Here is a 12008-nt window from a genome sequence, read left to right on the forward strand (position 1 = left end):
ATTATTTTGAACCGGCTGATGCTGCAGTTTTACCGGCTTTACGACGAATGTATTCACCTTCGTATTTTACCCCTTTACCTTTGTATGGTTCCGGCGGTCGGAACGAGCGAATCTTTGCTGCAACAAGTCCTACAAGATATTTGTCTATTCCTTGAATCATTATACTAGTCGGTGTGGGGGCTGCAATATTTATTCCTTGAGGAGGAACAAAGAAAATAGGATGCGAAAAGCCGAGTGCTAACTGGATTCCTTTTCCTTTGATTTCAGCTTTATAACCTACGCCTACGATTTCGAGTTTTTTCTGATAACCTTCAGAAACACCGTGTACCATGTTGGCAACCAAAGCACGCCATAAGCCATGAAGGGCTTTATCTCGTTTGTCTTCGGAACTTCTCTTAAGTATAATTTCATTTCCTTCGACCGCAACAGAAATACTGTCGGGCTTTTGGGATGTTAAATTACCTTTTGTTCCGGCAACCTGTATCTCGTTGCCGTTAATTTCTATTTTAACCCCTTTAGGGATTGGAATTGGTTTACGACCTACTCTTGACACTTTTTATAGCTCCTTTATTACCAAATATGACATAAAACTTCGCCGCCAATACCTTCGAGGTATGCTTGTTTCTCTGTCATTATTCCTTTTGATGTTGATATTAATGCTATTCCGAGACCACCTAAAACACGTGGCATTTCGTCGGACTTCACATATACCCGTAATCCGGGCTTGCTAATTCGTTTTAAACCTGATATAACACTTTTACCTGCATTGTAACGAAGTTCTATAATCAGTTTGCTCGAATGTTCTTCGGCTACTTCGGTAAAATCGGCAATGTATTTTTTTTCTTTGAGAAGGCGAGATATTTCCCTTTTCACACCCGAGCATGGAATTTCGACTCGTTTGCGTTTTGCACCTAAGGAATTTCGCAATCTTGTAAGATAATCGGCTATTGGATCAGTTACGCTCATATTTATCCATTAAATTTATTAATTTCATTTATTTTTAAGTAATTACCAGCTAGCTTTTTTTACGCCCGGGATTTTCCCGTCTAAGGCAAGCTTACGAAAACACAATCGACATATTCCATATTTTCGGTAGTATGCTCTGGATCTTCCGCAGATATTGCACCTGTTATGTTGTCGTGTCGGATATTTGGGTGTTCTTTTGGCTTTCACCCGCATTGCTAATCGTGCCAAGTAATTCTCCTATATATTTATTATTGCGGTTTAACAAATGGCATTCCGAACGCTTTTAACAGTTCGTATGCTTCTTGATCAGTTTTTGCTGTTGTAACAAATGTAATATCCATTCCAAAAACCTTTGTTACTTTATCAACGTCTATTTCTGGAAAAATAATTTGTTCTTTGACACCTAAAGTATAGTTACCTCTACCGTCGAACGACTTGTCGGATAGTCCGCGGAAGTCGCGAATTCGCGGCATTGTAACATTCACCAATCTATCGAAAAATTCCATCATCCGGTGCCGTCTGAGTGTTACGCTAACTCCTATAGGCATTCCTTCGCGAAGTTTAAAATTCGATATCGCTTTTTTCGAACGTCGAACTACTGTCTTCTGACCGACAATATATTCTAATTCTTTAACAATCAATTCGATCAGTTTAGGGTCTTGCGTTGCTTGCCCTACTCCTACATTCACACATATTTTATCTAATTTCGGAACCTGGGAAACACTTTTATAACTGAATTTTTCCATCAATTTAGGAATAATTTCTTTATTATAAAATTCCGACAGCCGAGGGGCAACGCCCTTTTCGATTACAGTTGTAGCAGAGCCTGCTGCTGGTTTTGCTTCTTTTACGCTCTTAGGAGCTTTTTCTTTTGCCATAATTTTCTAGTTCAATAATTTGTTAGAACATTTCTTCACAATTTTTGCAGACACGCATCATGTGTTTTCGACTACTTATTGCATCTTTAACTTGAACACGTCCAACACGCGAAGCTTCGTTACACTTAGGACAAATGACCATAACATTGGACAAGTTGACGGGAGCTTCTTTTTGGACGATGCCACCTTTTGGATTTTTTTGTGATGGACGTGAGTGACGTTTAGTTATATTCACGCCTTCAACTATTACACGGTTTGTTTCGCGAAAAACCTTCAACACTTTTCCGGTTTTTCCTTTTGCGTTTCCGTTAATTATAATTACGTTATCGTTTTTATGAATTTTCATTTTATTTCCTTTACAGAACTTCGGGTGCTAATGAAATTATTTTCATGAAATTTTTATCACGAAGTTCGCGTGCAACCGGACCGAATATACGGCTTCCGCGTGGTTCACCTTGTGCATTAAGCAACACAGCAGCATTTTCGTCAAAACGGATATATGATCCGTCGTTACGACGAGTTTCTTTTTTTGTTCGCACTATTACTGCGCGCGATACTTCCCCTTTTTTAACACCGGCACCAGGGATTGCACTTTTTACTGAAACTACTATTATATCTCCAATACCTGCGTATCTACGATCGTGACCACCAAGGACACGAATACATTGTACTTTTTTGGCACCGGAATTATCGGCTACTATTAAATTGGTTTCTTCTTGTATCATAATCTGAATTCCTTTTTCGCTTAGACAGCTTTTTCAACAATTTCAACAAGGCGCCAACGTTTATGTTTACTGAGTGGGCGGGTTTCCATTACTTTTACTACATCGCCTACATTTGCTTCTTGTTTTTCGTCGTGCACCATTAACTTCGTAGTGCGTTTATAATATTTTCGATATATCGGATGAGGTATCCGTCCTTCAACAGCTATCACAATGCTTTTTTGCATCTTGTTGCTTACAACTGTCCCTACTTTTATTTTCCGTACCGTATTTCTTTCAGTCATCTTACTTCAATATCCTTTATTGTTTTGCTTTCTCTTGGTTCTCTTTTTCAAGAAGAATAGTTTTTAAGCGCGCTATGTTCCGCCGTGCTGACCGAACTTGAATCGGGCTCGATAACTGACGGGTTGCTAATTGAAATTTCAAATGACTCAAGTTTATTTCTTCTTCTTGTATGCGCTTTCGAATTTCTTCAGCTGTTAATTGTTTGATTTCGTGGGATTTCATCTTCTTCTTTCAATAGATTAAATATTAACTCGCTTCGTAACCTATACGTGTTACCATTTTGGTTTGAATAGCAAGTTTACGACTTGCAATATACATAGCTTCTTCAGCGACATCTTTTTTAATACCGCCTACTTCAAACAGAATGGTACCGGGTTTTACAACTGCTACCCAGAATTCAGGGGCACCTTTTCCGCTACCCATACGCGTTTCAGCAGGTTTTTTTGTTACCGGCTTATCGGGGAAAATTCGTATCCAAACTTTTCCCTCACGCTTCATCAATCGCGTTAACGCTACACGAGCCGCCTCGATTTGTCGTTGAGTTATCCATCCGGGTTCCAACGCTTTCAATCCGAAATCACCGAAAGATATTGTGGCTCCGCGAGTAGCTTTGCCTTTCATCCTGCCGCGTTGAGTTTTTCTGTATTTTACACGTTTTGGTAATAACATTTCAATTATCCATTATAATAATTTTTAATAAGGAGTGCCGCCTAAAATTTCGCCTTTACAAATCCATACTTTAATACCGATGGCACCGTAAATTGTTTGGGCGGTTGTTGTAGCATAATCGATATCGGCACGCAGAGTATGCAGTGGAATTCTGCCTTCTTTGTATTGTTCTGTTCGTGCAATTTCGGCGCCGCCTAACCGACCTGCACACATTATACGGATTCCTTCGGAACCCATACGCATTGCCGAAGTTATAGAGCTCTTCATAGCGCGACGGAACGAAACTCGACCCTCGATTTGTCCGGCGATAGTTTCTGCAACTAAATAGGCATCCAATTCCGGTCGTTTAATTTCGCTTATCAGAAGTTTAACTTCTTTGTTTGAAATCTTTTTCAGTTCTTCTTCTAATTTAGTAATTTCCTGACCACTCCGTCCGATAACAATACCTGGGCGTGATGTAAAAATTGTTATGCGGGCATGTTTTGGTGTTCGTTCGATCATAATTTTTGATATACCAGCTTTTTTTAACCGGGTACGGATATAATTACGGACAGTTATATCTTCTAATAATTTGACTCCACAATCTCTTTTTTCGAACCAGTTTGAATCCCAGCCACGATTTACACCTAAACGAAGTCCAATTGGATTTGCTTTTTGGCCCATGTATCTCCTATTCAGATTTCTCAGTTTTTTTGTTTGTTTTTAAAATTGTTGTTGTCTCATTTGCTGCTTCACGCTCTGCTACAATTATTGTAAGATGGTTTGAACGTTTCTTTATTCTAAAAGCCCGCCCCATCGGTGCAGGAAGAACCCGTTTCATTGAAGGACCGCCATTCACAAATGCTGTCTTTACAAATATGTTTTCATTTTCTATCCGTTTACCTTCAACTTTATTCTGCAAGTTTGAAACTGCCGAACGTAATACCTTCTCAACAATTTTCGATGCATGCTTTGTTGAAAAGTGCATAAGCGAAATAGCTTCTTCAATATTTTTACCGCGGATCAAATCGACAACCAATCGCATTTTGCGCGGCGACGACGGAACATACCTATGTATTGCTCGTGCTTCCATTATATTCTCCAATTATACCTATTTATTATCCTGTTGATGCTTCGCTCTTAAGTCCGGGATGTCCGCGGAATATTCGCGTCGGAGCAAATTCACCAAGTTTGTGTCCGACCATACCTTCGTGAACATAAACAGGGATGAATTTATTTCCGTTATGGACAGTAAAAGTTAATCCGACAAATTCGGGAGTAATAGTAGAAGACCGAGAATAAGATTTAATTACCGACTTCTTACCCGATTTTTGCATATCCTGAACTTTCTTTAAAAGTTTTGGATCGACAAAAGGACCTTTTTTAATTGAACGACTCATAGTTTCAATTCATTTTTATTATTTAGTACGACGTTTAATTATATATTTACTTGATAACTTTTTAACTCTTCGAGTTTTCTTACCTTTGGTATGCCAGCCCCATGGCGATACAGGATGAGGATTTCCTTGAGGCGATTTACCTTCGCCGCCACCGTGTGGATGGTCAACCGGGTTCATAACCACACCGCGCGATTGAGGACGAATGCCCAACCATCTTGATCGACCGGCTTTACCAAGGCTTATATTCTCGTGCTCGATATTTCCGACCGTTCCTAATGTTGCATAACACTTGGCTTGAATTTTTCGGATTTCGCCGGATGGAAGTTTTACTTGCACATAGTCGGATTCTTTTGCCATAAGTTGAATTGATACACCGGCGCTTCGGGCAATTTGCCCTCCTTTACCCGGCTTCAATTCTACATTATGAATAAATGAACCAACAGGAATATTTGAAAGAGGTAAAGCATTTCCAGCTTTTATTTCGGACGTTGGTCCCGAAATTATTGTTTCGCCTACTTTTAAACCATCGGGAGCGAGTATATAACGTTTTTCGCCATCCTTATAAGTCAGCAGAGCAATTCGAGCAGATCGGTTCGGATCATATTCGATTGCAGTAACATTTGCTTCGATATCAAATTTATCTCTCTTGAAATCGACGATGCGATAAAAACGTTTATGTCCACCACCTCGGTGGCGCGATGTTATACGCCCTGTGTTATTGCGTCCACCGCTTTTCTTTAATATTTCTATTAAAGATTTTTCTGGAACTGTTTTAGTAATTTCGTCGAAAGCAGGAACACTCATCCAACGAGTTCCAGGTGTAACAGGTTTTAATTTTCTGATTGCCATATTTCTATAATTCCTTGGTCAGCTAATATGAGTATTTAGGTACTCTTCTCCTGACCCGCTTTTAGATTAGATGTTTTCGAAAAATTCTATTTTATCACCCTCTTTGAGTGTAACGATAGCTTTTTTCCACTGTGCGGTTTTGCCACTGAAGCGTCCGCGGCGGGTCATTTGAGTTTTTTGCTTTCCTTTGTAATTAATTGTTCTAACAGTTAATACTTTAACGTTAAACTTTTTTTCTATTGCTTTTTGAATTTCTATTTTATTTGATTTTCGGTCCACTTCAAAAGCGTACTGCCGATGCGTTTCGAGTGCTGTCATCTTCTCGGTAACTATTGGTCTTTGTAATATTCCCATCATAATTATACTCTCTGCTAAAATATTTTTTCGATAACTTCTACAGCGCTCTTCTGAAATAAGATTACTTTATTCTTCATAATATCATAAGCCGATACTTTGTTTGCTTCAAGAATTTGAAGGTTCGGTAAATTACGTCCCGATTTATATACAATGCTATCGGTTTTTGATAACAAGAGTAAGGTTTTAGTATCATCCAATTTCAGAGCTTTTAAAATTGAAACTATGTCTTTAGTTTTCGGAGATTCGAATGAAAAGTCTTCGACTATTTTAACATCCGATTCTTTTACGCGATAACTTAGAGCCGATTTTCTGGCTAATTTATTTACTTTCTCTGGTAACGACATTGAATAATCGCGAGGCACCGGTCCGAAAATTGTGCCGCCACCCTTCCATAATGGAGATCGGGAGGAACCGCTACGAGCACGTCCGGTTTTTTTCTGCTTGTAAGGTTTTTTACCGCCACCGCTTACTTCAGCAACTGTCTTTGTTTTATGCGTTCCTTGACGTTGATTAGCTAAGTAAACTCGAACAGCTTGATATATTGCGTGATCGTTTGGTGCAATCTCGAAAACATCAGGAGACAGTGTAATCTTCTCGCCAGTCAATGTTCCATCTTTTTTGTAAACTTCTAATTCCATTTTCTATTTCAATTTTTTTTGAATTTCTACATACGCATTTATATGACCGGGAACGCAACCTTTTATCAGGAGCAAATTTGATTCACTGATAATTTTAACAACTGTTAAGTTTTGGACAGTTGTTTGAGTATTACCCATTCTGCCAGCCATACGTTGACCTTTGAATACTCTCGAAGGATACGAACTACCGCCAATGGATCCCGGAGCGCGAACACGATCGCTTTGTCCGTGTGTCTTCGAACCACCTCCGAAATGATGACGTTTAACAACGCCTTGAAAACCTCTTCCTTTTGATTTACCAGTTACAGAAACGAGATCCCCGGCAGAAAAAATAGCTTCTGCTTTTATCTCATCACCCAATTTAATATTGGAGATATCGAATCCGTTGAATTCCTTTACCAAACGTTTGGGAGTAACCCCGGAACGATTGAAATGGCCTATTAAAGGTTTGGTTACAAGACGAGCTTTCTTATCCTCGAAACCAATTTGTACAGCTTCATATCCATCGATTTCTTTGGTTTTAATTTGAGTAACAAAACAAGGTCCTGCTTCAATGATGGTGCAGGGGATAACAATTCCCTGTTCATCAAATATACTCGTCATTCCTATTTTTTTTCCTAACAATCCAGTCATTTTGCGTTTTTTTTATTCAGTATCTAATTTTAAAGAAAGAGTTACACTTTAATTTCTACATCTACACCTGCGGGCAACTCTAATTTCATGAGCGATTCTACAGTTCGTGATGTTGAGTTTAAAATATCAATTAATCGTTTATGAGTTCGAGTTTCAAATTGCTCTCGCGATTTTTTATCAACGTGAGGCGAACGTAATACCGTAACAACTGTCCGTTTGGTCGGCAACGGGATCGGTCCTGAAACAATAGCACCGGTCTGTTTTACTGTTTTAATAATTTTTTCAGCCGACTTATCGATTAAATTATGATCGTAAGACTTTAATTTTATACGTATTTTTTCTCCTGGCACCTGTAACTCCTAAAACTTCATGTTTGTTATTGTTTTTATTATGCAATTATTTTGGTTACTACACCGGCACCGACAGTATGACCGCCTTCGCGAATAGCAAAGCGAAGACCTTCTTCCATAGCGATGGTGGTAATTAATTCGATGTCTAAATTATCTACGTTATCACCTGGCATAATCATTTCGATTCCTGCCGGTAAGTGTGCGATTCCAGTAACGTCGGTTGTACGGAAATAGAATTGCGGACGATATCCGGTAAAGAATGGTGTATGACGACCGCCTTCTTCTTTTTTCAGTACGTAAACCTGAGCATTAAATTTTTTGTGTGGTGTAATAGAACCGGGTTTTGCACAAACCATTCCGCGTTCCAATTCAGTTTTATCGACACCGCGCAATAACAGACCTACGTTATCGCCAGCCATACCTTGGTCAAGTTCTTTGCGAAACATTTCAACGCCGGTAACTACAGCTTTTTTATGAGCATCTAGACCGATAATTTCGATTTCTTCACCGACATTAACTTTGCCACGTTCGATTCTTCCGGTACCTACTGTTCCGCGTCCTGTAATTGAGAACACGTCTTCAACAGGCATCAAGAATGGTTTATCGACATCGCGCTGAGGAACTGGGATGTATGTATCAACGGCATCCATTAATTTAGCGATGCATTCAAACGCCGGGTCATCGCTTTTTGAATCCGGTCTGATAGCTGCTTCCATTGCCTTTAAAGCAGAACCCTGAATAATCGGTATTTCATCACCGGGGAATTCGTACTGCTTCAATAAATCTCTCAACTCAAGTTCAACGAGTTCTAATAATTCCGGATCGTCAACTGCATCTACTTTATTCATAAATACAACTATTTTGGGAACACCTACTTGACGAGCAAGAAGAATGTGTTCGCGTGTTTGAGGCATCGGACCATCGGTAGCTGCAACAACGAGGATTGCACCGTCCATTTGAGCTGCACCAGTGATCATATTTTTGATGTAGTCAGCGTGACCGGGACAGTCAACGTGAGCATAGTGTCGCTTAGCGGTTGAGTATTCTACGTGTGCAGTTGCGATTGTAATACCACGTTCGCGTTCTTCCGGGGCATTATCAATTGAATCGAATGTTCTAATAGCCGACAATCCCTTTTTTGCTAAAACCATCGTAATAGCAGCAGTTAGGGTTGTCTTTCCGTGGTCAACGTGTCCTATCGTTCCAATGTTGACATGGGGTTTGTCCCTCGTAAACTTTTCTTTTGCCATTTCGTTTCTCCTATTTAAATTGGGTGTTTATTTTTTAATTACTTATTAATCTATTATTTATGCTACTTTTGTTTGTTTACCAGTAAGTTTTTCAACAATCTGATCTGAAATCGCTTTTGGTACGTTCTCGTAATGCGAAAATTGCATCGTGAATAAAGCTCTGCCTTGTGTTAGCGAACGTAAATTCGTAGCGTATCCGAACATATCCGATAGAGGTACAAACGCTTTAATTACCTGAACTTCTTTACGCGAATTCATACCTTCGATTTTTCCGCGGCGCGAACTCAAATCGCCTAATACGTCGCCAATGTAATCTTCTGGAACTACTACTTCAACAGCCATTATTGGTTCTAAAATTACAGGGTTTGCTTTGCGAGCTGCTTCACGGAAACCCATAGATCCAGCGATTTTAAATGACATTTCGTCAGAATCGACTTCATGGTATGAACCATAAAATAGCCGTACTTTAACATCAACAACCGGATATCCTGCTAAAATACCGTTTTTCATTTGTTCAGCAATACCGGCCTGAACTGCAGGTATAAATTCTTTTGGTATAACCCCACCTCTAATATCGTCAACAAATTCGAAGCCTTTACCTTTTTCGTTAGGTTCTATTTCGATTTCTACGTGAGCAAATTGACCACGACCACCTGATTGTTTTACATGTTTATAAACTTGTGAAACTTTTCCTTTAATAGTTTCTTTATACGCAACTTGTGGTTTACCAATGTTTGCATCTACTTTGAACTCTCTCTTCATCCTATCAACAATAATTTCAAGATGAAGTTCCCCCATACCATTAATTATGGTTTGTCCTGTCTCTTCGTTGGTTGAAACCCTAAATGTGGGATCTTCTTCAGCTAATTTGCTAAGCGATTCGCCCATTTTTTCTTGGTCAGCTTTAGTTTTTGGTTCAATGGCAATAGAGATTACTGGTTCCGGGAAATCCATTTTTTCAAGAATAATAGGATCGTCCTCTGTTGTAATCGTGTCTCCTGTTCGAGTAAATTTAAGTCCTATAGCAGCAACTATGTCGCCTGCGTATGCTTCATCAACGTCTTCACGATGATTTGCATGCATTCTCAGGATACGTGCAATGCGTTCTTTTCGTTCACTAACAGAATTATAAACGTAGGAACCTGATTTTAATGTACCAGAATAAACTCTAAAATAAGTTAATTTTCCAACATAAGGATCGCTCATTATTTTGAAAGCGAGAGCTGTAAAAATTTCCTTATCTGCAACTTTTCTAATAACTTTATCTGATTTATACGGATGATGCCCAACTACATCACCTACATCAAGGGGTGAGGGAAGGAAATCAATAACCGCATCTAATAAATTTTGAGTACCTTTATTCTTGAATGACGAACCGCAAAGTACAGGTATAATACTAACTTTTATAGCAGCGCGTCGCAGTACAACGCGAATTTCTTCAGTGGTAATTTCTTTACCTTCGATATATTTTTCAAGCAATGTATCGTCTTCGTCAGAAACTGCTTCCAACATCTTAGTGCGATACAACTGAGCTTTCTTTTTCAAATCGGCTGGAATTTCGATATCATCCCAAGTTGTTCCCATGGTTGTATCGTTAAATATTCTGGCTTTCATTGTAATCAAATCTATAACGCCGGCAAAAAGTTCGCCTTCGCCAACAGGAATTTGAATCGGAACAGCATGTGCACCGAGCCGCTCTTTCATCATCTTAATTACATTGTAGAAATCAGCACCAACGCGATCCATTTTATTGACAAATGCTATTCGAGGAACTCCGTATTTATCGGCTTGACGCCAAACTGTTTCGGATTGTGGCTCGACACCGCCGACTGCACAGAATAAAGCGACTGCGCCATCTAAAACACGGAGCGACCGTTCTACCTCGGCAGTAAAATCGACATGTCCAGGTGTATCTATAATATTAATCCGGTTATCATTCCAAAAACAAGTAGTAGAGGCACTTGTAATAGTAATGCCACGTTCTTTTTCTTGTTCCATCCAATCCATTGTTGATGCACCATCATGAACCTCGCCAACACGATGTAATTTTCCCGTATAGAACAAAATACGTTCGGTCGTGGTGGTTTTACCGGCGTCAATGTGTGCCATAATACCGATATTACGGGTTTTATTTAATGAATATTTTCTGGGCATCTATATTTTACTTACCATTTAAAGTGGGCGAAAGCTTTATTAGCTTCAGCCATTTTGTGTGTATCTTCTTTTTTCTTTACCGAAGCGCCTTCGTTATTTGCTGCAGCCATAAATTCGGCAGCTAACTTCAGAGCCATTGATTTATCTTTTCTATCGCTTGCGTAATTAATTATCCACCGAATTGCTAAAGCGATACTTCTGCTTTCTCGAACTTCAGTTGGGACTTGATAGGTTGCACCACCAACTCTGCGAGCACGTATCTCTAACAAAGGTTTAACATTATTAACTGCTTTTCGAAAAACATCTATTCCGTTTGACTTGGTTTTATTTTCAATTGTATCAATAGCTTTGTAAACAATTCTTCGCGCTAAATGCTTTTTTCCTTCTTTGAGCACACAATTTACGAAGCGAGCAACTAATATATCGTTAAATTTTGGATCGGGAGTAACTAACCTTCTTTCAGCTTGTTTTTTTCTCATTTTATAAACCTAACTTTGTGCCTTTGGCTTTTTAGCACCATATTTTGAACGACCTTGTTTTCTATCAGCAACACCGGCAGTATCCAAAGTGCCTCGAATAATATGGTATCGAACACCCGGTAAATCTTTAACCCTACCACCACGAATCATCACGATGGAGTGTTCCTGCAGGTTATGACCTTCACCTGGAATGTATGCCGTTACCTCAATTCCGTTTGTTAAACGAACACGTGCTACTTTGCGTAAAGCGGAATTCGGTTTTTTTGGTGTAGTTGTATATACACGAGTACAAACTCCCCGACGTTGCGGGCATTCTTGTAAAGCTGGTGCTTTACTCTTCCAAGTTACCATTTCCCGGCTCTTTCGAACCAGTTGATTGATCGTTGGCAATATATTACT

General features: G+C 39.3%; 21 protein-coding genes. All 21 read right to left on the bottom strand.

What is annotated here, in order from left to right; translation table 11 throughout:
- Position 1: 1 nt before the first annotated feature.
- A complete protein-coding gene (gene rplF, locus QME58_00300; protein MDI6802274.1) occupies positions 2–553 on the bottom strand; it encodes a 50S ribosomal protein L6 in 552 nt (183 codons plus the stop codon).
- Between the two features lie 17 nt (positions 554–570).
- Positions 571–966, bottom strand: coding sequence for a 30S ribosomal protein S8 (gene rpsH, locus QME58_00305; protein ID MDI6802275.1), 396 nt, complete (start codon positions 964–966; stop codon positions 571–573).
- A 42-nt stretch (positions 967–1008) separates the two neighbouring features.
- The gene (locus QME58_00310; GenBank protein MDI6802276.1) at positions 1009–1194 is read right to left on the bottom strand and encodes a type Z 30S ribosomal protein S14; all 186 of its coding nucleotides are present in this window, start codon (positions 1192–1194) and stop codon (positions 1009–1011) included.
- A 20-nt stretch (positions 1195–1214) separates the two neighbouring features.
- On the bottom strand, positions 1215–1844 hold the full coding sequence (gene rplE, locus QME58_00315) for a 50S ribosomal protein L5 (protein MDI6802277.1): 630 nt from the start codon (positions 1842–1844) through the stop codon (positions 1215–1217).
- Positions 1845–1866: 22 nt separating this feature from the next.
- Entirely contained in the window at positions 1867–2190 is a 324-nt protein-coding gene (rplX, locus tag QME58_00320) for a 50S ribosomal protein L24 (GenBank protein MDI6802278.1), read from the bottom strand.
- 10 nt (positions 2191–2200) lie between these two features.
- Complete coding sequence (gene rplN / locus QME58_00325; GenBank protein MDI6802279.1) at positions 2201–2569, bottom strand: 50S ribosomal protein L14; 369 nt, start codon at positions 2567–2569, stop codon at positions 2201–2203.
- A gap of 20 nt (positions 2570–2589) precedes the next feature.
- Entirely contained in the window at positions 2590–2850 is a 261-nt protein-coding gene (gene rpsQ, locus QME58_00330; GenBank protein ID MDI6802280.1) for a 30S ribosomal protein S17, read from the bottom strand.
- Between the two features lie 16 nt (positions 2851–2866).
- Entirely contained in the window at positions 2867–3073 is a 207-nt protein-coding gene (gene rpmC / locus QME58_00335; protein MDI6802281.1) for a 50S ribosomal protein L29, read from the bottom strand.
- Positions 3074–3097: 24 nt separating this feature from the next.
- Positions 3098–3520 (bottom strand): 50S ribosomal protein L16, encoded by a 423-nt coding sequence (gene rplP / locus QME58_00340; protein MDI6802282.1) that lies wholly within the window; start codon positions 3518–3520, stop codon positions 3098–3100.
- 24 nt (positions 3521–3544) lie between these two features.
- Complete coding sequence (gene rpsC, locus QME58_00345) at positions 3545–4183, bottom strand: 30S ribosomal protein S3 (protein MDI6802283.1); 639 nt, start codon at positions 4181–4183, stop codon at positions 3545–3547.
- Positions 4184–4190: 7 nt separating this feature from the next.
- Complete coding sequence (gene rplV / locus QME58_00350) at positions 4191–4592, bottom strand: 50S ribosomal protein L22 (GenBank protein ID MDI6802284.1); 402 nt, start codon at positions 4590–4592, stop codon at positions 4191–4193.
- A 25-nt stretch (positions 4593–4617) separates the two neighbouring features.
- Complete coding sequence (gene rpsS / locus QME58_00355) at positions 4618–4899, bottom strand: 30S ribosomal protein S19 (GenBank protein ID MDI6802285.1); 282 nt, start codon at positions 4897–4899, stop codon at positions 4618–4620.
- A gap of 18 nt (positions 4900–4917) precedes the next feature.
- The gene (gene rplB / locus QME58_00360; protein ID MDI6802286.1) at positions 4918–5748 is read right to left on the bottom strand and encodes a 50S ribosomal protein L2; all 831 of its coding nucleotides are present in this window, start codon (positions 5746–5748) and stop codon (positions 4918–4920) included.
- A 66-nt stretch (positions 5749–5814) separates the two neighbouring features.
- The gene (gene rplW / locus QME58_00365) at positions 5815–6102 is read right to left on the bottom strand and encodes a 50S ribosomal protein L23 (GenBank protein ID MDI6802287.1); all 288 of its coding nucleotides are present in this window, start codon (positions 6100–6102) and stop codon (positions 5815–5817) included.
- A gap of 17 nt (positions 6103–6119) precedes the next feature.
- The gene (gene rplD, locus QME58_00370) at positions 6120–6743 is read right to left on the bottom strand and encodes a 50S ribosomal protein L4 (protein MDI6802288.1); all 624 of its coding nucleotides are present in this window, start codon (positions 6741–6743) and stop codon (positions 6120–6122) included.
- A 3-nt stretch (positions 6744–6746) separates the two neighbouring features.
- Positions 6747–7376 carry a 50S ribosomal protein L3 gene (rplC, locus tag QME58_00375; GenBank protein ID MDI6802289.1) on the bottom strand — a complete coding sequence of 210 codons (630 nt, stop codon included), beginning with the start codon at positions 7374–7376 and terminating at the stop codon, positions 6747–6749.
- A gap of 41 nt (positions 7377–7417) precedes the next feature.
- The gene (rpsJ, locus tag QME58_00380; protein MDI6802290.1) at positions 7418–7726 is read right to left on the bottom strand and encodes a 30S ribosomal protein S10; all 309 of its coding nucleotides are present in this window, start codon (positions 7724–7726) and stop codon (positions 7418–7420) included.
- 38 nt (positions 7727–7764) lie between these two features.
- Positions 7765–8976, bottom strand: a complete 1212-nt coding sequence (gene tuf, locus QME58_00385) for an elongation factor Tu (protein MDI6802291.1) — start codon at positions 8974–8976, stop codon at positions 7765–7767.
- A 57-nt stretch (positions 8977–9033) separates the two neighbouring features.
- Positions 9034–11130: an elongation factor G gene (fusA, locus tag QME58_00390; protein MDI6802292.1), complete on the bottom strand. Its 2097-nt coding sequence runs from the start codon at positions 11128–11130 to the stop codon at positions 9034–9036.
- Positions 11131–11141: 11 nt separating this feature from the next.
- Complete coding sequence (rpsG, locus tag QME58_00395; protein MDI6802293.1) at positions 11142–11609, bottom strand: 30S ribosomal protein S7; 468 nt, start codon at positions 11607–11609, stop codon at positions 11142–11144.
- A gap of 9 nt (positions 11610–11618) precedes the next feature.
- The gene (rpsL, locus tag QME58_00400) at positions 11619–11999 is read right to left on the bottom strand and encodes a 30S ribosomal protein S12 (protein MDI6802294.1); all 381 of its coding nucleotides are present in this window, start codon (positions 11997–11999) and stop codon (positions 11619–11621) included.
- Between the last annotated feature and the right edge of the window lie 9 nt (positions 12000–12008).

The sequence above is a fragment of the Bacteroidota bacterium genome (assembly GCA_030017895.1).
Taxonomy (GTDB): Bacteria; Bacteroidota; Ignavibacteria; order UBA10030; family BY39; genus JASEGV01.

What these genes read in the sequence shown, in the direction of transcription:
- rpsQ (MDI6802280.1), bottom strand. Translation starts at nt 2,850, where the DNA reads ATGACTGAAAGAAATACGGTACGGAAAATAAAAGTAGGGACAGTTGTA.
- rpsC (MDI6802283.1), bottom strand. Translation starts at nt 4,183, where the DNA reads ATGGGCCAAAAAGCAAATCCAATTGGACTTCGTTTAGGTGTAAATCGT.
- tuf (MDI6802291.1), bottom strand. Translation starts at nt 8,976, where the DNA reads ATGGCAAAAGAAAAGTTTACGAGGGACAAACCCCATGTCAACATTGGA.
- rplP (MDI6802282.1), bottom strand. Translation starts at nt 3,520, where the DNA reads ATGTTATTACCAAAACGTGTAAAATACAGAAAAACTCAACGCGGCAGG.
- rplD (MDI6802288.1), bottom strand. Translation starts at nt 6,743, where the DNA reads ATGGAATTAGAAGTTTACAAAAAAGATGGAACATTGACTGGCGAGAAG.
- rpsH (MDI6802275.1), bottom strand. Translation starts at nt 966, where the DNA reads ATGAGCGTAACTGATCCAATAGCCGATTATCTTACAAGATTGCGAAAT.
- rplV (MDI6802284.1), bottom strand. Translation starts at nt 4,592, where the DNA reads ATGGAAGCACGAGCAATACATAGGTATGTTCCGTCGTCGCCGCGCAAA.
- rpmC (MDI6802281.1), bottom strand. Translation starts at nt 3,073, where the DNA reads ATGAAATCCCACGAAATCAAACAATTAACAGCTGAAGAAATTCGAAAG.
- rplW (MDI6802287.1), bottom strand. Translation starts at nt 6,102, where the DNA reads ATGGGAATATTACAAAGACCAATAGTTACCGAGAAGATGACAGCACTC.
- rpsS (MDI6802285.1), bottom strand. Translation starts at nt 4,899, where the DNA reads ATGAGTCGTTCAATTAAAAAAGGTCCTTTTGTCGATCCAAAACTTTTA.
- rpsG (MDI6802293.1), bottom strand. Translation starts at nt 11,609, where the DNA reads ATGAGAAAAAAACAAGCTGAAAGAAGGTTAGTTACTCCCGATCCAAAA.
- fusA (MDI6802292.1), bottom strand. Translation starts at nt 11,130, where the DNA reads ATGCCCAGAAAATATTCATTAAATAAAACCCGTAATATCGGTATTATG.
- rplX (MDI6802278.1), bottom strand. Translation starts at nt 2,190, where the DNA reads ATGAAAATTCATAAAAACGATAACGTAATTATAATTAACGGAAACGCA.
- rplB (MDI6802286.1), bottom strand. Translation starts at nt 5,748, where the DNA reads ATGGCAATCAGAAAATTAAAACCTGTTACACCTGGAACTCGTTGGATG.
- rplN (MDI6802279.1), bottom strand. Translation starts at nt 2,569, where the DNA reads ATGATACAAGAAGAAACCAATTTAATAGTAGCCGATAATTCCGGTGCC.
- rplE (MDI6802277.1), bottom strand. Translation starts at nt 1,844, where the DNA reads ATGGCAAAAGAAAAAGCTCCTAAGAGCGTAAAAGAAGCAAAACCAGCA.
- rplC (MDI6802289.1), bottom strand. Translation starts at nt 7,376, where the DNA reads ATGACTGGATTGTTAGGAAAAAAAATAGGAATGACGAGTATATTTGAT.